Origin of the sequence: Clostridium perfringens ATCC 13124 (genome assembly GCF_000013285.1) — a bacterium.
Lineage (GTDB): Bacteria > Bacillota > Clostridia > Clostridiales > Clostridiaceae > Sarcina > Sarcina perfringens.
This window is the reverse complement of record NC_008261.1, coordinates 65597-87471: the sequence shown is the minus strand read 5'-3', so window position 1 is coordinate 87471 and position 21875 is coordinate 65597. Positions and strand designations below refer to the sequence as shown.

Genomic DNA, 21875 nt, shown 5'->3' with positions numbered 1-21875 from the left:
TTTATATATTAAGATTAATGATTTTTCCTAAAAATTCCCCATACTTTAAAAGAAAAATATCAACTATATTAAACTTAGATTTTAAGTTTCTACTATTAATAACTATATGTTAACACTTTCTTTATACTTTAATAATTCAACATAAATTATTAAATTCCTTTGAGAAATACAAAAAGAGTTATTAAAAAAGACATTTATATCTTCTTTAATAACTCTTTTTAAATAAAAAAAATGGCTCCTCGGAGAGGACTCGAACCTCCAACCTATCGGTTAACAGCCGAGTGCTCCACCATTGAGCTACCGAGGAACATTTTGAACCTGGCGACCACCTACTCTCCCACACAGTCTCCCGTGCAGTACCATCGGCTTCTAAAGGCTTAACCGTCGTGTTCGGAATGGGAACGGGTGTTACCCTAAAGAACATCATCACCAGATGTTTGAAAGTTTTTGTTCTTTCAAAATTGCACATATTTAATTTACTATATTTGGTCAAGCCCTCGATCTATTAGTATCGGTCAGCTGAACATGTTACCATGCTTACACCCCCGACCTATCAACCTTGTGTTCTTCAAGGGATCTTACTAGCTTACGCTATGGGAAATCTCATCTTGAGGTTGGCTTCACGCTTAGATGCTTTCAGCGTTTATCCATTCCCGACTTAGCTACCCAGCTGTGCTCCTGGCGGAACAACTGGTACACCAGAGGTCAGTCCATCCCGGTCCTCTCGTACTAAGGACAGCTCCTCTCAAATTTCCTACGCCCGCGACGGATAGGGACCGAACTGTCTCACGACGTTCTGAACCCAGCTCGCGTGCCGCTTTAATGGGCGAACAGCCCAACCCTTGGGACCTACTTCAGCCCCAGGATGCGACGAGCCGACATCGAGGTGCCAAACCTCCCCGTCGATGTGGACTCTTGGGGGAGATCAGCCTGTTATCCCCGAGGTAGCTTTTATCCGTTGAGCGATGGCCCTCCCACGAGGTACCACCGGATCACTAAGCCCGACTTTCGTCCCTGCTCCACTTGTGGGTGTCGCAGTCAGGCTCCCTTCTGCCTTTGCACTCTTCGAACGATTTCCGACCGTTCTGAGGGAACCTTTGGGCGCCTCCGTTACTTTTTAGGAGGCGACCGCCCCAGTCAAACTGCCCACCTAACAATGTCCTGTGACCAGATTCATGGCCGCCAGTTAGAATTTCAGTACTGTCAGGGTGGTATCCCAAGGTTGACTCCACCAAGGCTGACGCCCTGGTTTCCTAGTCTCCCACCTATCCTGTACAGACAATACCAAAACTCAATGCTAAGCTACAGTAAAGCTCTACGGGGTCTTTCCGTCCAATCGCGGGTAGCGAGCATCTTCACTCGCACTACAACTTCGCCGGATTTACAGTTGAGACAGTGCCCAAGTCATTACGCCATTCGTGCGGGTCAGAACTTACCTGACAAGGAATTTCGCTACCTTAGGACCGTTATAGTTACGGCCGCCGTTTACTGGGGCTTAAGTTCACACCTTCGCTTGCGCTAAGTGTTCCCCTTAACCTTCCAGCACCGGGCAGGCGTCAGCCCCTATACATCAGCTTACGCTTTAGCAGAGACCTGTGTTTTTGCTAAACAGTTGCTTGGGCCTATTCTCTGCGGCCTACTCTCGTAGGCACCCCTTCTCGCGAACTTACGGGGTCAATTTGCCGAGTTCCTTAACTGTAATTCTTCCGCCGGCCTTAGGATTCTCTCCTCACCTACCTGTGTCGGTTTGCGGTACGGGCACTACTTCTCTCTCTAGACGCTTTTCTTGGCAGCGTGGAATCATGTACTTCGGTTCCGTAGAACCTTCCCCATCACGCCTCAGCATTATGAGAGCGGATTTGCCTACTCTCACTGCCTAAACGCTTAGACTAGCATCCAATAGCTAGCACACACTATCCTCCTGCGTCACGCCATCGATAATAACGATTATAGTGGTACTGGAATATCAACCAGTTGTCCATCACCTACGCCTTTCGGCCTCGGCTTAGGTCCCGACTAACCCTCAGCGGACGAACCTTCCTGAGGAAACCTTAGGTTTTCGGCCTGTGGGATTCTCACCCACATCTCGCTACTGATGCCAACATTCTCACTCGTAACCAGTCCACCGCTCCTTACGGTACGACTTCAGCCCGGTTACGACGCTCTCCTACCGCTTGAACTAAGTTCAAGCCCGTAGCTTCGGTGGTAAGTTTAGCCCCGTTACATTTTCGGCGCAAGATCTCTCGACTAGTGAGCTATTACGCACTCTTTTAATGAATGGCTGCTTCTAAGCCAACATCCTAGTTGTCTTAGAAATCTCACATCCTTTCCCACTTAACTTACACTTTGGGACCTTAGCTGACGATCTGGGCTGTTTCCCTTTTGACCACGGATCTTATCATTCGTAGTCTGACTGCCGAGCTCAAAGTATGTGGCATTCGGAGTTTGATAAGGTTCGGTAAGCGCTATGCCCCCTAGCCCATTCAGTGCTCTACCTCCACTACTCATACTCGACGCTAGCCCTAAAGCTATTTCGGAGAGAACCAGCTATCTCCGGGTTCGATTGGAATTTCTCCGCTATCCACAGCTCATCCCATGCTTTTTCAACAGCAACGTGGTTCGGTCCTCCACGAGGTTTTACCCTCGCTTCAACCTGGCCATGGATAGGTCACCCGGTTTCGGGTCTACGGCATGCAACTAGTCGCCCTATTCAGACTCGGTTTCCCTTCGGCTCCGTACCTTAAGTACTTAACCTTGCTACATACCGTAACTCGTTGGCTCGTTCTACAAAAAGCACCTCATCACCCTCATAAGGGGCTCTGAGCGGTTGTAGGCACACGGTTTCAGGTTCTATTTCACTCCCCTCCCGGGGTTCTTTTCACCTTTCCCTCACGGTACTGCTTCACTATCGGTCATCAGGTAGTATTTAGCCTTGGGAGGTGGTCCTCCCTGCTTCCCACAAGGTTTCACGTGTCTCGTGGTACTCTGGATCATAACTCGTGGTCTTCTCGTTTCACTTACAGGACTATTACCTTCTACGGTGGAACTTTCCAGTTCTCTTCAGTTACAATAGCCTCCACTTTTATGCTATGTCCACAACCCCGGAAACAAGTTTCCGGTTTGGGCTCTTTCCCTTTCGCTCGCCGCTACTAAGAAAATCGATTTTTCTTTCTCTTCCTCCAGGTACTTAGATGTTTCAGTTCCCTGGGTTACCTTCATTAAGCTATGTATTCACTTAATGATACATGGGGTTTCCCATGTGAGTTTCCTCATTCGGAGATCTTCGGATCTCAGGCTATGTGCGCCTACCCGAAGCTTATCGCAGCTTATCACGTCCTTCATCGGCTCCTGATGCCAAGGCATTCACCATGCGCCCTTTGTAGCTTGACCTATATTAGTTATAGTTCTCATTTTACAAAGAATAGAAATTGGTTTTGCCAATTTGGCTTGTTGTTTCTATAAATTAAATTATGTGCAATTTTCAAAGAACAATTTTGAGAGATAGTCTCTCAAAATTAAACAGAGATATTATCCAGAATTCATTATCATCTTAGTTGTCCTAAGATGTATTCCTTAGAAAGGAGGTGATCCAGCCGCAGGTTCTCCTACGGCTACCTTGTTACGACTTCACCCCAATCGCTGACCCTACCTTCGGCCGCTGCCTCCTTGCGGTTAGCTCACGGACTTCGGGTATTGCCAACTCTCATGGTGTGACGGGCGGTGTGTACAAGACCCGGGAACGTATTCACCGCGACATTCTGATTCGCGATTACTAGTAACTCCAGCTTCATGTAGGCGAGTTTCAGCCTACAATCCGAACTGAGACTGGTTTTTAAGTTTGGCTCCACCTCGCGGTATTGCATCTCTCTGTACCAGCCATTGTAGCACGTGTGTAGCCCTACACATAAGGGGCATGATGATTTGACGTCATCCCCACCTTCCTCCTGGTTAACCCAGGCAGTCTCGCTAGAGTCCTCAACTTAATGGTAGTAACTAACGACAAGGGTTGCGCTCGTTGCGGGACTTAACCCAACATCTCACGACACGAGCTGACGACAACCATGCACCACCTGTCACCTTGTCCCCGAAGGGATTTCCTCGATTAAGAGTAATGCAAGGGATGTCAAGTGTAGGTAAGGTTCTTCGCGTTGCTTCGAATTAAACCACATGCTCCGCTACTTGTGCGGGTCCCCGTCAATTCCTTTGAGTTTTAATCTTGCGACCGTACTCCCCAGGCGGAATACTTAATGCGTTAGCGGCGGCACGGAGGTGTTGAAACCCCCACACCTAGTATTCATCGTTTACGGCGTGGACTACCAGGGTATCTAATCCTGTTTGCTCCCCACGCTTTCGAGCCTCAGCGTCAGTTACAGTCCAGAGAGTCGCCTTCGCCACTGGTGTTCTTCCTAATCTCTACGCATTTCACCGCTACACTAGGAATTCCACTCTCCTCTCCTGCACTCTAGATAACCAGTTTGGAATGCAGCACCCAAGTTGAGCCCGGGTATTTCACATCCCACTTAATCATCCGCCTACGCTCCCTTTACGCCCAGTAAATCCGGATAACGCTCGCCACCTACGTATTACCGCGGCTGCTGGCACGTAGTTAGCCGTGGCTTCCTCCTTGGGTACCGTCATTATCTTCCCCAAAGACAGAGCTTTACGATCCGAAAACCTTCATCACTCACGCGGCGTTGCTGCATCAGGGTTTCCCCCATTGTGCAATATTCCCCACTGCTGCCTCCCGTAGGAGTCTGGGCCGTGTCTCAGTCCCAATGTGGCCGATCACCCTCTCAGGTCGGCTACGCATCGTCGCCTTGGTAGGCCGTTACCCCACCAACTAGCTAATGCGCCGCGGGTCCATCTCATAGCGGATTGCTCCTTTGGTTGAATGATGATGCCATCTTTCAACATTATGCGGTATTAATCTTCCTTTCGGAAGGCTATTCCACTCTATGAGGCAGGTTACCCACGTGTTACTCACCCGTCCGCCGCTAATCCATTTCCCGAAGGAAACTTCATCGCTCGACTTGCATGTGTTAAGCACGCCGCCAGCGTTCATCCTGAGCCAGGATCAAACTCTCAATTTAAAAGTTTAATCTATACTTATATTACTTATAAAAGAATTGCTGGTTTATGTTAATATCTTCTGTTTAATTTTCAAAGACCATTTCGTTGTCGCCCTCAAGCGACTTTCTTAGTTTAACATCACTTTGAAACTTTGTCAACAACTTTTTTCAAAACTTTTAATTTATTTTGTTGAGTTGTTTCTGTGTCTCTCAGCGACGAGATTTATCTTACCACGTTACATAACTTATTCTAATTACATAGATGTTTATTTTACATAATTATTGTTAATATTCTTTATTTTTCATTAAAATACTATGTAATTCTTATATTGATACACCTGGTAAAGTTTAAATTGAAATTCCCCTTAATATTCCTATAAATACTCTTATTCTAAGTATAATATTTACTATATTATTCTTATACTAAATAAAAAAACTCTTTTTTTATTTAAATTTATCTAAATATATACACCAATATAATAATTTATAGATATTACTTAGATAAAATTATACTTATATTTTCTCTATATTTAATTCAATCTTTTCTTTAAAACACTTTAAATTTGAATTTAATAATCTTAAATACTATAATTTCTATATAGTTCTTTAATGAAGGAGGCCTTCTTATGCCTAAAATTATAAAAAATGTAAAAGAAGATTTATTAACTGAAGGAAAAAAACAATTGCTGTCTAATGGATATTTAAATTTAAATATAAGAAATATAACTAAGGAATGTAATATAGGTACTGGAACCTTCTATAACTATTTTAAAAACAAGGAACAACTTGTTATTGATATACTATCTAATGATTGGACTTCTATTTTAAAGATATCTAATGAAATAATAGAAGAAGATATTTCATTTAAAGAAAAACTAATTTTTATTTCTAATAATATAAATGATTTCTTAAAAAACTATAGACTTATATTTTCAGAGATGGCTAAGCATACCTCTAAAAATCACTATGTTATAGAGCCAATGTATGAAACTTTAGAAAAGCTAATTGAAATTCATATAGAAAAGGGAGAAATTAATCCCCCTATATCCTCAGATAAGTTTGCTTATTTTCTACTAAATAATCTTATATTAACATCTCGTTCTGAATTAACTATAGACGACCTTTTACTATTATTAAATATATAAATAAAAAGCCATAAACCACTAAATGGTTTATAGCTTTTATTTTATAAGTATAATTTTTTATTTAATTATTAAAGTAATTTTTTCATTTGGCTAGCTAAAGGATCTGCTAAAGTTCCCATAATTACTTGAACATTCTTTCCATCTAATTTCATTATTCCGCTAGCTCCAGCCTTTTTTAAAGTAACTTCATCTATTTTAGAAGCATCTTTTAAAGTTAATCTTAATCTTGTTATACAGTTGTCTAGAACTTCTATATTTTCTTTTCCTCCAAGAGCTTCTAAAACAACTTCTGCCTTTTCAGCTAAAGTACCACCCTTAGATGGATTGTCTTCTGATTTTGATACTGTTTTTGAATTAGTTTCTGTATCTTCATTTTCATCATCAAAATCATCTTCTCTACCAGGTGTTTTAAGATTAAACTTCTTAATAAAGAACATAAATAAGAAATAATAAACTACAAATGCAACAAGTCCCATTAATAATATTATTAATTGATTTTGACCTTTTCCAAAGTATAAAATATAGTCAATTAATCCACCTGAGAAACTAAATGCTAGATGTACATTAAGAGCATATGCCACTGCTAATGATATACCTGTTAATATTGCATGTATAACATAAAGTATTGGTGATAAGAACATAAAAGCAAATTCTATTGGTTCTGTAATACCTGTTATTATAGCTGTTAATGCTAATGATAAGAACATTCCCCCAACCACTGCCTTGTTTTTCTTCTTAGCACAAACATACATTGCTAAACATGCAGCTGGTAAACCAAACATCATTATTGGATAAAAGCCTGCTGTGTAAACCCCAGCTGTTGGATCTCCAGCTAAAAATCTTGCAATATCTCCAGTTGCAATTTGACCTGAAACTGGATCTGTAAAGCTTCCTAATTGGAACCAAATTACTGTGTTCATTACATGGTGTAATCCAATTGGTATTAATAATCTATTTAATATTCCATATATTCCAGCCCCAATAGCACCTGCCGCTACCATTATATTAGCAAATCCGTCTAATCCAGCTTGGAATGTTGGCCAAGTATATCCAAAGAATACCCCTAAAATAAGACATACCGCTGATGTTATTATTGGAACAAATCTTTTTCCACCAAAGAATCCTAAAAATTGAGGAACTTTAATATCTTTAAATTTATTATATAAAAGTCCTCCAACAACTCCGGCTACAACTCCACCAAAAGCTCCCATATTTATACTTGGATCAAATGAAGTTGCAACATTTTTCATAACTAAAAATCCTAAAAGACCTGCTAATCCTCCAACTCCATTATTTTCATCTGAAAGTCCAAATCCTATACCTACAGCAAAAAGCATTGCCATATTATCTCCAAAGGCAGCTCCACCAGCAGCGCTGATCCAAGGGATATTTAATAAGTCTTTATCTCCAAGTCTTAATAATAATCCTAAAGCTGGCATTACTGCTATAGGAACCATTAAAGATTTACCTATTCTTTGAAGAAAGCCTAAAACTTTTGAACCTTTTTTACTCATTTGTTCATTCCTCCTTATAAGTTTTTTTCATTTAGTTTAAGTTTGTGTAATACTTTAAAAAATTTAACTTCTTTAAAGCATTAGGTATTCTAAAAATAAAATATAAAAGTTATCTATTCCTATTGAATACCTATATAAGCATTTTATAATCTATATTTTTAATCATAAAATGCTTATATAGAAATTCCTTTTGAAATCCTTTCCCCTTTAGCTAAAAATTGTCCTATTAATACAATTATATTCACACATAAAAAAAGCTGAAAAGAACATAGTAATTCTTTTCAGCTAATGCCCAAAATTTATGGTTACACGCTTAAAATAATCTCTTAAACATTACATCTGTAATGTTTGCATTTAAATATTACTATATCTTTTTTAGGGTGTCAACTTTAAGATAAACATATTTTTTATAATCACTATAATATTATCTTTCTCACGCTTCCTAAATTTATTACATATAAATACAAATCTTCAAATGATATTGTATAAATATAGTGTTGACTTATAAAAATAAAGAATATATAATGTAATCATAACATGTTACTGTTAAATCAGGCATAAGTTCTAATAGACTTATGCCTGTTTTTTTATATTTGATTCTATATATAGAAAGGAAGTGAATTTCTTAACTTAATATAATAAGTTGAGAAAATAAATATGTTTGGATTATTTAAAAAAGAATTAAAATTAATTGCTCCTGCAACTGGAAAAACTATTGATTTATCACAAGTACCAGATCAAGTTTTCGCTGAAAAAATGGCTGGAGATGGAGTTGCTATTGAAGTAACTGGAGATACTATTGTTGCTCCTGCTGATGGAGAATTATCATTAGTATTCAAAACTAACCATGCTTTCGCTATGACTTTAAGTAATGGTATTGAATTATTAGTTCACGTTGGTATAGATACAGTTTCTCTAGAAGGAGAAGGATTCGAAAGATTAACTGAACCAGGACAACAAGTTAAAGCTGGTACACCAATATTAAAAATAGATAGAGATTTTATATTAGGAAAAGGCTTAAAATTACACACTCCTGTATTAATCACAAATCCTGATATGGTAAAAGATATGAAACCTGTTATAGGTGAAACAGTTACTGCTGGAAATGATACTGTTTTAACTTATAAAGTTAAATAATAAAAAGCTGACTTAAAAGTCAGCTTTTTTATTTATTCATTTTTTCTTATTCTCTCTACATGCAAGGCTAAATACCCTATCTCATCTTCTGCAACTTCTAGAGAAAAATCTTCATTTATAGCTTTTCCTATTTCTTCAGCAACCTTAAAGGATTCTGGATACTTTAGTTTTATAATAGAAAGTAATTCATTTTTTACCGGAGTATTATTTATAAGTCTTTCAATAGCAAATCTTAAGTGACTTATAAATCTAGCATAAGATAATGAAGTTCTATCTACTTCAATATTAAAAGCATCTTCAATATATTCTACAGCAGTATTTGCTATATAGGTAAATTTTATTGTATGAGAAATCTTTCCTGTTGTTCTTGCCGAATGTATATGCATAGCAATAAATCCAATCTCATCATCAACTATACTTACCCCTGTAAAATCCTCAAGCTTTTTAACCATTTTAGTTGCAGCCTCAAACTCTTTAGGATATAGAGTTTCTATTTCTACTAAAAAAGGATTTCTTAAAATCTCTCCTTTTTTCATTCTCTCAATAGCAAAAGAAATATGATCTATTAAACCTATATGTATAATCTCGTTTAATTCCTCACTAAAATCTCTTGAAATCTCTAATATTAATTCTTCACAAAAAGCAATAAACTTCTCATCATTACTTCCAACCACTCTTCTAAAGTTAGCAATATTATTCTCATCTTGTATAGTAAATATTTTTTCTATATTAGTATTCTCAGGTATTATTGAACCTTTTTTACAATTAAAGCCTATACCTTTAGCAAATAATATAATTTCTTTTTCATCATCATCAACCAAAACTATATTATTGTTGAAGGCTCTTTTTACCTCATATGCTTTTTCCGTTTTTTTTATCATAATATTCTCCTCTATACCACACTATTACTGCTAACTAAATTTATATTAACTCTTATTTAAAGTCATTCCATATTTATAAAAAAGTAACTTAAAAATATATACTTTTTTATTCATTACATATAATTATATATTAAAACTTTTATTTTTACTAATATATAAAGTCGACTAGAATCCTGTTAAATATTAATATATTCTGAACTCTAGTCGAATTTATATGAAACTTTATTAAATTATGATTTATTTTACTATAATTATTTTTATATTAATTTACATAATATATTTTTATATACAAAAAAACCTCTCTAATTAAGAGAGGTTTTTGGTGATCTGCCAGGGAATCGAACCCTGGACACCGTGATTAAAAGTCACGTGCTCTACCGACTGAGCTAGCAAATCATAAGACCTGGCGACCACCTACTCTCCCACACAGTCTCCCGTGCAGTACCATCGGCTTCTAAAGGCTTAACCGTCGTGTTCGGAATGGGAACGGGTGTTACCCTAAAGAACATCATCACCAGATGTTTGAAAGTTTTTGTTCTTTCAAAATTGCACATATTTAATTTACTATATTTGGTCAAGCCCTCGATCTATTAGTATCGGTCAGCTGAACATGTTACCATGCTTACACCCCCGACCTATCAACCTTGTGTTCTTCAAGGGATCTTACTAGCTTATGCTATGGGAAATCTCATCTTGAGGTTGGCTTCACGCTTAGATGCTTTCAGCGTTTATCCATTCCCGACTTAGCTACCCAGCTGTGCTCCTGGCGGAACAACTGGTACACCAGAGGTCAGTCCATCCCGGTCCTCTCGTACTAAGGACAGCTCCTCTCAAATTTCCTACGCCCGCGACGGATAGGGACCGAACTGTCTCACGACGTTCTGAACCCAGCTCGCGTGCCGCTTTAATGGGCGAACAGCCCAACCCTTGGGACCTACTTCAGCCCCAGGATGCGACGAGCCGACATCGAGGTGCCAAACCTCCCCGTCGATGTGGACTCTTGGGGGAGATCAGCCTGTTATCCCCGAGGTAGCTTTTATCCGTTGAGCGATGGCCCTCCCACGAGGTACCACCGGATCACTAAGCCCGACTTTCGTCCCTGCTCCACTTGTGGGTGTCGCAGTCAGGCTCCCTTCTGCCTTTGCACTCTTCGAACGATTTCCGACCGTTCTGAGGGAACCTTTGGGCGCCTCCGTTACTTTTTAGGAGGCGACCGCCCCAGTCAAACTGCCCACCTAACAATGTCCTGTGACCAGATTCATGGCCGCCAGTTAGAATTTCAGTACTGTCAGGGTGGTATCCCAAGGTTGACTCCACCAAGGCTGACGCCCTGGTTTCCTAGTCTCCCACCTATCCTGTACAGACAATACCAAAACTCAATGCTAAGCTACAGTAAAGCTCTACGGGGTCTTTCCGTCCAATCGCGGGTAGCGAGCATCTTCACTCGCACTACAACTTCGCCGGATTTACAGTTGAGACAGTGCCCAAGTCATTACGCCATTCGTGCGGGTCAGAACTTACCTGACAAGGAATTTCGCTACCTTAGGACCGTTATAGTTACGGCCGCCGTTTACTGGGGCTTAAGTTCACACCTTCGCTTGCGCTAAGTGTTCCCCTTAACCTTCCAGCACCGGGCAGGCGTCAGCCCCTATACATCAGCTTACGCTTTAGCAGAGACCTGTGTTTTTGCTAAACAGTTGCTTGGGCCTATTCTCTGCGGCCTACTCTCGTAGGCACCCCTTCTCGCGAACTTACGGGGTCAATTTGCCGAGTTCCTTAACTGTAATTCTTCCGCCGGCCTTAGGATTCTCTCCTCACCTACCTGTGTCGGTTTGCGGTACGGGCACTACTTCTCTCTCTAGACGCTTTTCTTGGCAGCGTGGAATCATGTACTTCGGTTCCGTGGAACCTTCCCCATCACGCCTCAGCATTATGAGAGCGGATTTGCCTACTCTCACTGCCTAAACGCTTAGACTAGCATCCAATAGCTAGCACACACTATCCTCCTGCGTCACGCCATCGATAATAACGATGGTAGTGGTACTGGAATATCAACCAGTTGTCCATCACCTACGCCTTTCGGCCTCGGCTTAGGTCCCGACTAACCCTCAGCGGACGAACCTTCCTGAGGAAACCTTAGGTTTTCGGCCTGTGGGATTCTCACCCACATCTCGCTACTGATGCCAACATTCTCACTCGTAACCAGTCCACCGCTCCTTACGGTACGACTTCAGCCCGGTTACGACGCTCTCCTACCGCTTGAACTAAGTTCAAGCCCGTAGCTTCGGTGGTAAGTTTAGCCCCGTTACATTTTCGGCGCAAGATCTCTCGACTAGTGAGCTATTACGCACTCTTTTAATGAATGGCTGCTTCTAAGCCAACATCCTAGTTGTCTTAGAAATCTCACATCCTTTCCCACTTAACTTACACTTTGGGACCTTAGCTGACGATCTGGGCTGTTTCCCTTTTGACCACGGATCTTATCATTCGTAGTCTGACTGCCGAGCTCAAAGTATGTGGCATTCGGAGTTTGATAAGGTTCGGTAAGCGCTATGCCCCCTAGCCCATTCAGTGCTCTACCTCCACTACTCATACTCGACGCTAGCCCTAAAGCTATTTCGGAGAGAACCAGCTATCTCCGGGTTCGATTGGAATTTCTCCGCTATCCACAGCTCATCCCATGCTTTTTCAACAGCAACGTGGTTCGGTCCTCCACGAGGTTTTACCCTCGCTTCAACCTGGCCATGGATAGGTCACCCGGTTTCGGGTCTACGGCATGCAACTAGTCGCCCTATTCAGACTCGGTTTCCCTTCGGCTCCGTACCTTAAGTACTTAACCTTGCTACATACCGTAACTCGTTGGCTCGTTCTACAAAAAGCACCTCATCACCCTCATAAGGGGCTCTGAGCGGTTGTAGGCACACGGTTTCAGGTTCTATTTCACTCCCCTCCCGGGGTTCTTTTCACCTTTCCCTCACGGTACTGCTTCACTATCGGTCATCAGGTAGTATTTAGCCTTGGGAGGTGGTCCTCCCTGCTTCCCACAAGGTTTCACGTGTCTCGTGGTACTCTGGATCATAACTCGTGGTCTTCTCGTTTCACTTACAGGACTATTACCTTCTACGGTGGAACTTTCCAGTTCTCTTCAGTTACAATAGCCTCCACTTTGATGCTATGTCCACAACCCCGGAAACAAGTTTCCGGTTTGGGCTCTTTCCCTTTCGCTCGCCGCTACTAAGAAAATCGATTTTTCTTTCTCTTCCTCCAGGTACTTAGATGTTTCAGTTCCCTGGGTTACCTTCATTAAGCTATGTATTCACTTAATGATACATGGGGTTTCCCATGTGAGTTTCCTCATTCGGAGATCTTCGGATCTCAGGCTATGTGCGCCTACCCGAAGCTTATCGCAGCTTATCACGTCCTTCATCGGCTCCTGATGCCAAGGCATTCACCATGCGCCCTTTGTAGCTTGACCTATATTAGTTATAGTTCTCATTTTACAAAGAATAGAAATTGGTTTTGCCAATTTGGCTTGTTGTTTCTATAAATTAAATTATGTGCAATTTTCAAAGAACAATTTTGAGAGATAGTCTCTCAAAATTAAACAGAGATATTATCCAGAATTCATTATCATCTTAGTTATCCTAAGATGTATTCCTTAGAAAGGAGGTGATCCAGCCGCAGGTTCTCCTACGGCTACCTTGTTACGACTTCACCCCAATCGCTGACCCTACCTTCGGCCGCTGCCTCCTTGCGGTTAGCTCACGGACTTCGGGTATTGCCAACTCTCATGGTGTGACGGGCGGTGTGTACAAGACCCGGGAACGTATTCACCGCGACATTCTGATTCGCGATTACTAGTAACTCCAGCTTCATGTAGGCGAGTTTCAGCCTACAATCCGAACTGAGACTGGTTTTTAAGTTTGGCTCCACCTCGCGGTATTGCATCTCTCTGTACCAGCCATTGTAGCACGTGTGTAGCCCTACACATAAGGGGCATGATGATTTGACGTCATCCCCACCTTCCTCCTGGTTAACCCAGGCAGTCTCGCTAGAGTCCTCAACTTAATGGTAGTAACTAACGACAAGGGTTGCGCTCGTTGCGGGACTTAACCCAACATCTCACGACACGAGCTGACGACAACCATGCACCACCTGTCACCTTGTCCCCGAAGGGATTTCCTCGATTAAGAGTAATGCAAGGGATGTCAAGTGTAGGTAAGGTTCTTCGCGTTGCTTCGAATTAAACCACATGCTCCGCTACTTGTGCGGGTCCCCGTCAATTCCTTTGAGTTTTAATCTTGCGACCGTACTCCCCAGGCGGAATACTTAATGCGTTAGCGGCGGCACGGAGGTGTTGAAACCCCCACACCTAGTATTCATCGTTTACGGCGTGGACTACCAGGGTATCTAATCCTGTTTGCTCCCCACGCTTTCGAGCCTCAGCGTCAGTTACAGTCCAGAGAGTCGCCTTCGCCACTGGTGTTCTTCCTAATCTCTACGCATTTCACCGCTACACTAGGAATTCCACTCTCCTCTCCTGCACTCTAGATAACCAGTTTGGAATGCAGCACCCAAGTTGAGCCCGGGTATTTCACATCCCACTTAATCATCCGCCTACGCTCCCTTTACGCCCAGTAAATCCGGATAACGCTCGCCACCTACGTATTACCGCGGCTGCTGGCACGTAGTTAGCCGTGGCTTCCTCCTTGGGTACCGTCATTATCTTCCCCAAAGACAGAGCTTTACGATCCGAAAACCTTCATCACTCACGCGGCGTTGCTGCATCAGGGTTTCCCCCATTGTGCAATATTCCCCACTGCTGCCTCCCGTAGGAGTCTGGGCCGTGTCTCAGTCCCAATGTGGCCGATCACCCTCTCAGGTCGGCTACGCATCGTCGCCTTGGTAGGCCGTTACCCCACCAACTAGCTAATGCGCCGCGGGTCCATCTCATAGCAGATTGCTCCTTTGGTTGAATGATGATGCCATCTTTCAACATTATGCGGTATTAATCTTCCTTTCGGAAGGCTATTCCACTCTATGAGGCAGGTTACCCACGTGTTACTCACCCGTCCGCCGCTAATCCGTTTCCCGAAGGAAACTTCATCGCTCGACTTGCATGTGTTAAGCACGCCGCCAGCGTTCATCCTGAGCCAGGATCAAACTCTCAATTTAAAAGTTTAATCTATACTCATATTACTTATAAAAGAATTGCTGGTTTATGTTAATATCTTCTGTTTAATTTTCAAAGACCATTTCTTTGTCGCCCTCAAGCGACTTCTTTATTTTATCATCACCTTCGAACTTTGTCAACACTTTTTTTAAAAAACTTTTTAAGTTGTTTTCTTTCAACTTATTGTCTTTTTTTGTTGCCCGTCCTTAGTGACAGGTATTATCTTAACACCATTTCTTTAATTTAATTTAAATTTTGCTTTAGTTTTTGAAAAACATCCAAACTAATCTTTTAAATCCTTTCATTTTCTCTGTATATCATATATTGACACACTAGGAAAAGTTTATAGATATTATATTCAATTACTATTCATTTATGGATAGTTTTGTATGTTTAACCCTTGTAAAAACCTAAATTAATAATAAATCATTTATCATAATCACCCTTTTTTCTTTAAAATATTCATATAATTACTCAACTTAAATAAAAAAATACTTTAATAATATACAAAAGAAGAGAATAACTAAATATCCTCTTCTTTTAAATAAACTTATTTATTATTTTCTAATTCGCTTAGTTTCTCATCTATAAGATTTAAAACATATTCTCTATCTTCTGGTACATTTTCAAAATCTAACTCATCAACATTTATTCTTAATATAGGAGAGACATTATAGTTTTCAAAATACTCTCTATACTCATTATTAAGCTTTTCCCAATATTCTCTTTCAACTACTTGCTCGTAATCTCTACCTCTTTTTTGAATTCTCTTCATAGCTTCATCTACTGATATTTCTAGATATACCATTAACTTTGGTGCTTTAACATGCTCTAGCATATTTTCTAAAAGCTCCTTATATAATTCAAACTCTTCAACTGTCATTTCGCCCTTTTCACATAGCATCTTAGCAAATATAACATCTCCATATATACTTCTATCCATAACTGAATTCTCTACAAGTCCAGCTTCTTTTATATGCTTGAATCTTTTATTTAAAAAGAATACTTGAAGTGGAAAAGAATATCTATTCCTATCATAATAGAATTTTTCTAATATAGGATTGTCCACCACAGGTTCCTCATAAGCTATTAACCCTCTCTCTGCTAAGATGTTCATTAAAGTACTCTTACCTACTCCAACAACTCCATCTACAACTATCATTTCCCAATTTCCTCCTCTATCTATCCTATCTAGTATCTCTCTGTAAAGATTATTTTTCGTATTTAGAGACAATATTGTTCCTCCTTAAACCTTATAAGTCATCGTTCACCTTATAAAATATTTTATGATCTCTCCATTCACCATTAATGTATAAATATTTTTCACTAATACCTAATTCATTAAATCCACAAGCCTTTAATACTCCTTGAGATCTAGAATTCTCAATTAAGGTTGAAGCCTCTAGTCTATGTAAACCCATTTCTTCAAAAGCGTAACTACATACTGTATTAAGTGCTTCTTTCATATAGCCCTTTCCTTGATGCTCCTTATCTATGGAGTATCCAACAAAGGCATTTCTTAATATTCCATAGACTATATTAGATAATTTTATTTTTCCTATTAGTTTTTCATCTTTAAATATACCTAAATCAATTGAAGTTCCATCTATAAACTGTCTAAAACTTTCTGTTAAAATTTCTTTTTGTCCTTCATAAGTATAAAAACCGCTATCTCTAGTAGGTTCATACTGTCTTAAATGCTCTTCATTTCTTATATAATAATCAAGCATTTCTTCTGTATTCTCTGGAGTTAAATTTCTAAAGGCTAATCTTTCAGTATTTAATTGAAACTGAACTAATTTAACCTTATCATTAAAGTCATTTATATTTATCCCCATAATATATTCATCTTTCTGAATACCATTATTACATACATTATCTGATAATATACCCTCAAGCATAAAACCTAAATCTAAATAAGCATTAAAGTTTTTTATATCCGAAACAAAAAGATTAATTTTATATATGTCTTTTTCAGCAAATAAAACCTTTAAAATCTTTCTTAAAGTCTCTTTCATAAGTTTATAGTTATCTTCTTTGTAAAATTTAAATTTAACATCAACTTTTTTATTTTTACTATCTAAATCCTTCAAGAAAAATCTACCTAGTATTATGCCAACTTTATCTTTTACAACGTATTCCCTATCATTTCCTCTTATTGCTTCTATAAATACATTCTTATCAAAAGACATACTCTACTCTCCAATTTACATTTTTTACTTTACTAGCCTCTTCTTAGTATTTAAGTATAAGTAGAACATTAAAATGGCAGATAAAATTGCACTTGCAGGTATAATATAAAATGCCTTATCTGGTCCAACACTTTCATTTAACAATCCAATAGCCTTGTTAAGAATCATACCAACTAAACTAGCTGATGTTATTACAATACCTGTAATATATGCAACATTCTTATCAAAAACCTTACTAATAGTTAAAACTGTAGTTGGGAATGTTATTGAGAAGAATAATCCTGATACAGATATTATCACCATACCGTTTCTACCTAAAAGTAAACCTAAGATACAAAGTGCAGCTCCTATTATTAATGTTTTATATAATATATTGAAATATCCTCTTTTTTCTACTACAAATCCACCAAATAATCTTCCTATGGTGAATATAGCAAAAAATAGTGATAAATACATTCCTGCCTTTTGCTCATTTATATTATAACCGTACTTCATGTAATTTACGAACCAATTTGATATACCCTGCTCTGTAAATACATATAATCCTAAGGCAAGCATATAGGCAACTATTACCTTATTTGATAAAGCTTCTATTATAGTCATCTTATCTTTTTCTTTAACTATTTCTGTTCTAGGTATTTTAACGAATATAAAGCATATGAATACTGCTAAGTAAACTAAACCTACAAAGAAATACATAGTTCTCCAGTTAACTCCTCTTGCAGTTAATGAACCAAACAATCCTTGTCCAACTGAAGAGCCTAACCCGTAGCAAGCATGCATAACATTCATTATTACGTTTTGTGCCGTTAATGCTAATATAGGAAGAACTGTATTACATGATATTGCAACCATTGCTATACCAGCACTACTTATTACCATTCCTGTATATAACATTAAATAGTTTTTTGTAAAAGATAAAAATATAAGTGATAAAAATATCACCATCAATCCAGCTAAAAATACCTTTTTCTGTCCAAACTTTTCGCAAAGCATTCCACCTATAAATGTTAATACCATATAAGCAGCTGAAGTAGAAATAAGTAAGTTACTTATAGTATTATCGTTAACTCCAAATTCCTGTTTAAATACTGGTATGAATATACCCTTAGTATTTTCAACTATAGCTGCTAAAATCATCATTATAAATAGAAAAGCTAATGCAACATAATTTTGCTTTTTACTGTTCATTATTACTTCTCCTTATTATTTAAAATAAATAAAACTTTATTAGATCTATATTATTAAAATATACTACTTTAAACCATAAAAAACATAAAATTTAGAGTAGTTATTTATAAAAAACAAAAACATAAAAATTATACCATAAAAACATTGAATAGTGCTTAATTATGTATACTTACTCTACATAATTAAAAACTTCTTTATATTTTAAAATTAAAAGCTTTATAAATAGAAAAAGAGCTTATATCAAAATAATTTTTATTATCATATTTTGATAAAGCCCAAATTTCTCTATATTAAATATATTCTTTTATTAAATCTTTAACCACTTCTGATGCTATTATCATACCAGCTACTGGAGGTACGAAAGATACACTTCCTGGTATTTGTCTTTTAGCTGAACATTTTTTAGTTCCACCAGTACAAACACATCCTGTTTTGCAAGTAACTACATCTTCAACCTTTGGTTTTCTAGGCATTTCTTCTGAATAAACAACCTTTAATTTCTTAACCCCTCTTTTTCTTAGTTCATATCTCATAACCTTAGCTAGCGGACATACCTTTGTATTATATATATCAGCTACTTTAAACTCTGCTGGATTTAATTTGTTTCCAGTTCCCATTGAACTCATAAGTTTTATTCCTTTTTGTTCACAATAAACAGCAAGAGCTATCTTAGCTGAAACAGTATCAATGGCATCTACCACATAATCTACATCATCTGGTATTATTTCTTCTAAGTTATCTGGAGTAACAAAAACTTGTATAGTCTCCACATTACAATTTCTATTTACTGAAAGAACTCTTTCCTTCATAACCTCTACTTTGTTTTTACTTATAGTTTTATATGTAGCATGTATTTGTCTGTTTAAATTTGTTAAACAAACAGTATCATCATCAACTAAAATTAAGTTTCCTACTCCTGCTCTAGCTAAAGCTTCTACAGTAAAGCTTCCTACTCCACCAACTCCAAATACCATAACTTTGCTCTTTGCTAATTTATCTAAAGCATCTTTACCTATTAGTAATTCTGTTCTTGACAATGAATGTTGTAACATAAACTTTCTCTCCTTCTTAAGTTAATAAAATTTCCCCTATGTTAATCCTCTATAATATGTTCTAAAATAAATATCTCAAACTTATAATGTTTATTCTTATACTTAATAAACACACAAATTCATTAATATTATATACATTCTACTTAATATAAATAAAGTTTTTCATTTATATTAACATATAATTCTTTTAAAAACTTACTTCCCTCTAGAAAATTCATATAAAATTTCTTGGATTAAGCCCTAATTTAAGTAAATTCTAATCAATAATAAAAGGCTAAAGTGTGCTTTTATTATTGATTTACTTTCTAAATTTCTATGATATGATCTTTTTTTAATATATAATAACTTTATGAATTTAATTTGAGGAGGAATTTAAAATGACTTTAGGAATAATCGCCGCTATGAGCGAAGAATTAGAAATTCTTTTAAAAGACATGGAAGTAAAATCTAAAGAAACTAAGGCTAATATGACTTTCCACCAAGGTACGCTTTGGGGTCAAGAGGTTGTAGCCGTTGTATGTGGTATAGGTAAGGTTAATGCTGCCGTTTGTACTCAAATATTAATAAGTGAATACAAAGTTAATAAGGTTATAAACGTTGGTGTTGCTGGTGGTATAGGCATGGAAATATATCCTGGTGATGTTGTTATAGGTAACTCATTAGTTCAATATGATATGGACACATCTGCCTTTGGAGATCCTATAGGACAAATACCAAGATTAGATACCTTTGATTTTAAATGTTCACAAGAATTAGTTGACCTTTGCGAAGAAGCTTGTAAAGAAAATGAAGAAATAAAGAGCTTCACTGGAAGAATAGTTACTGGTGACCAATTTGTTGCTAGTGTAGAAAAGGTTAAATGGTTAGAAGAGGAATTTGGAGCTTCTGCTTGTGAAATGGAAGGTGGAAGTATAGCTCACGTTTGTTACTTAAACAATATTCCATTCCTTGTTATAAGATCAATATCTGATAATGCAAATAATGGAGCACATATGGACTTCGCTGAGTTTACAGCTATAGGAGTTAAAAACTCTACTTCAATATTAAAATCAATGATTTTAAAAATGGCTTAATATAAAAGGATATTATCCAAAATAAGTTTTATTATATTTCGGATAATATCCCTTTTTATATTTTATGAATGAATATTCCACTTCTAAGCTTAGGCTCAAACCATGTTGATTTTGGTGGCATTATTAACCCCTTATCAGAAATTTTCATTACCTCTTCTATACTTGTTGGATAAAGAGCAAAAGCAACTTTCATATCCTCTGATACTCTTCTTTCTAATTCTTTAAGCCCTCTTATACCTCCAACAAAATCTATTCTCTCATCATTTCTTACATCTTTTATTCCTAATATAGGCTCTAAAATATTATCTTGAAGTATAGAAACATCTAAATTTTTCACTAAATCAATTTTTGTTTTTTCTATTAGTGAACTTTCATTTTTCTCTTTATACTCTAATTTGAACCAATCTCCATTAATATACATTCCAAACTCACCTTTATGTTTAGGTTTTGGATTATCTTCCTTATTTAATTTAGTTATTTGAAATTTTTCTTCTAATTTCAATAAAAATTCCTCTTCACTTAATCCATTTAAATCTTTAACTACTCTGTTATAATCTATAACTGTAAGTTCTGTTTTGGGAAATAAAACTCCTAAGAAATAATTACATTCATCCTCAGGTAAACATTCTCCCTTTTCTCTTCTTTCTAAACATACTTTTACAGCTGCTTCTGACCTATGATGTCCATCTGCTATATATATTGAATTAATTTCTTTAAACTCTTTTATTATTTCATCTATAATAGATTTATCATCTATCTTCCAAACTCTGTGCAAAACTCCATCATCAGAAATAAAATCATATAAAGGCTTTTCTAAAACTATTTTTGAAACTATATTACTTATTTTTTCTGAATCTCTATAGGTTAAAAATATTGGTCCTGTTTGAGCATTACAAGCTTTTATATGTTTTACTCTATCTTCTTCTTTTTTAGCTCTAGTAAATTCATGTTTTTTTATTGTGTTATTTAAATAATCATCAACAGATAAGCATGAAACAATTCCTCTTTGTGATTTTCCATCTAAATCTAGCTCATAAATATATAAACAATCTTTTTCTTCTTTTATAAAAATATTATTTTGAATAAATCTTTCCAAATTCTCTCCCGCTTTTTTATAAACCTCTTCAGAATACTCACTAATATTTTCTGGAAAATAAGTTTCAGCTTTATCAATATTTAAAAAGGAAAACTCATTGTTTTTTACTTCCTCTTTTGCTTCATCCCTACTCAAAACATCATATGGTAATGCAGCAACTTTTTCTACTAAGTCCTTTCTTGGTCTTAAAGCTTTAAAAGCTTTTATATTAACCATATTCCTCACTCTCCCTCTAAAAATTAACCCCTATTTTAATTATTATTAGATTACATTCATATATAAAATCAGTAATATTTAAAATAAGGCTTTTTTCTTTTTTATCTAAAGTTTAATCTTTAAATCTACAGAGTTA

General features: G+C 37.3%; 10 protein-coding genes, 2 tRNA genes and 6 rRNA genes. 3 read left to right on the top strand and 15 right to left on the bottom strand.

Going from position 1 to position 21875, the window contains the following annotated elements:
• Window positions 1–232: 232 nt before the first annotated feature.
• From CPF_RS00410 to CPF_RS00395, 4 genes are all read right to left on the bottom strand, one after another.
• Window positions 233–307: transfer RNA gene (locus CPF_RS00410), tRNA-Asn, on the bottom strand.
• 9 nt (window positions 308–316) lie between these two features.
• Window positions 317–434, bottom strand: a 5S ribosomal RNA gene (rrf, locus tag CPF_RS00405).
• Between the two features lie 51 nt (window positions 435–485).
• A 23S ribosomal RNA gene (locus tag CPF_RS00400) occupies window positions 486–3390 on the bottom strand.
• Window positions 3391–3577: 187 nt separating this feature from the next.
• Window positions 3578–5090, bottom strand: a 16S ribosomal RNA gene (locus tag CPF_RS00395).
• Together the 16S, 23S and 5S rRNA genes with 1 tRNA gene alongside form the textbook arrangement of a ribosomal RNA operon.
• Window positions 5091–5695: 605 nt before the next feature.
• On the opposite strand from CPF_RS00395, the gene CPF_RS00390 reads away from it, so the two are divergent.
• Window positions 5696–6214, top strand: a complete 519-nt coding sequence (locus CPF_RS00390; RefSeq protein WP_003449320.1) for a TetR/AcrR family transcriptional regulator — start codon at window positions 5696–5698, stop codon at window positions 6212–6214.
• 68 nt (window positions 6215–6282) lie between these two features.
• Here CPF_RS00390 and nagE read toward each other — a convergent pair whose 3' ends face one another.
• The gene (gene nagE, locus CPF_RS00385; RefSeq protein ID WP_003460623.1) at window positions 6283–7728 is read right to left on the bottom strand and encodes an N-acetylglucosamine-specific PTS transporter subunit IIBC; all 1446 of its coding nucleotides are present in this window, start codon (window positions 7726–7728) and stop codon (window positions 6283–6285) included.
• A 657-nt stretch (window positions 7729–8385) separates the two neighbouring features.
• Here nagE and CPF_RS00380 point away from each other — a divergent pair.
• Window positions 8386–8865 (top strand): PTS sugar transporter subunit IIA, encoded by a 480-nt coding sequence (locus CPF_RS00380; protein WP_003460618.1) that lies wholly within the window; start codon window positions 8386–8388, stop codon window positions 8863–8865.
• A gap of 32 nt (window positions 8866–8897) precedes the next feature.
• Here the strand turns inward: CPF_RS00380 and CPF_RS00375 are convergent, their stop codons facing one another.
• From CPF_RS00375 to CPF_RS00335, 9 genes are all read right to left on the bottom strand, one after another.
• Complete coding sequence (locus CPF_RS00375) at window positions 8898–9746, bottom strand: PRD domain-containing protein (protein WP_003460620.1); 849 nt, start codon at window positions 9744–9746, stop codon at window positions 8898–8900.
• Between the two features lie 320 nt (window positions 9747–10066).
• A tRNA-Lys gene (locus tag CPF_RS00370) sits at window positions 10067–10142 on the bottom strand.
• A 5-nt stretch (window positions 10143–10147) separates the two neighbouring features.
• Window positions 10148–10265 (bottom strand): 5S ribosomal RNA (rrf, locus tag CPF_RS00365).
• Window positions 10266–10316: 51 nt separating this feature from the next.
• A 23S ribosomal RNA gene (locus CPF_RS00360) occupies window positions 10317–13221 on the bottom strand.
• A gap of 187 nt (window positions 13222–13408) precedes the next feature.
• Window positions 13409–14921: ribosomal RNA gene (locus tag CPF_RS00355) — 16S ribosomal RNA — on the bottom strand.
• Between the two features lie 548 nt (window positions 14922–15469).
• Window positions 15470–16153, bottom strand: coding sequence for a deoxynucleoside kinase (locus tag CPF_RS00350; protein WP_003458147.1), 684 nt, complete (start codon window positions 16151–16153; stop codon window positions 15470–15472).
• A 19-nt stretch (window positions 16154–16172) separates the two neighbouring features.
• Window positions 16173–17111: a GNAT family N-acetyltransferase gene (locus tag CPF_RS00345; protein WP_041702482.1), complete on the bottom strand. Its 939-nt coding sequence runs from the start codon at window positions 17109–17111 to the stop codon at window positions 16173–16175.
• Window positions 17112–17135: 24 nt separating this feature from the next.
• Window positions 17136–18302, bottom strand: a complete 1167-nt coding sequence (locus tag CPF_RS00340) for an MFS transporter (protein ID WP_003472591.1) — start codon at window positions 18300–18302, stop codon at window positions 17136–17138.
• Between the two features lie 290 nt (window positions 18303–18592).
• Window positions 18593–19354 (bottom strand): tRNA threonylcarbamoyladenosine dehydratase, encoded by a 762-nt coding sequence (locus CPF_RS00335; RefSeq protein ID WP_003450981.1) that lies wholly within the window; start codon window positions 19352–19354, stop codon window positions 18593–18595.
• 377 nt (window positions 19355–19731) lie between these two features.
• Here CPF_RS00335 and CPF_RS00330 point away from each other — a divergent pair, with 377 nt between their 5' ends.
• Entirely contained in the window at window positions 19732–20427 is a 696-nt protein-coding gene (locus CPF_RS00330; RefSeq protein WP_003458181.1) for a 5'-methylthioadenosine/adenosylhomocysteine nucleosidase, read from the top strand.
• A gap of 55 nt (window positions 20428–20482) precedes the next feature.
• Here CPF_RS00330 and CPF_RS00325 read toward each other — a convergent pair whose 3' ends face one another.
• Window positions 20483–21739, bottom strand: a complete 1257-nt coding sequence (locus CPF_RS00325) for a DUF1015 domain-containing protein (protein ID WP_011590047.1) — start codon at window positions 21737–21739, stop codon at window positions 20483–20485.
• Between the last annotated feature and the right edge of the window lie 136 nt (window positions 21740–21875).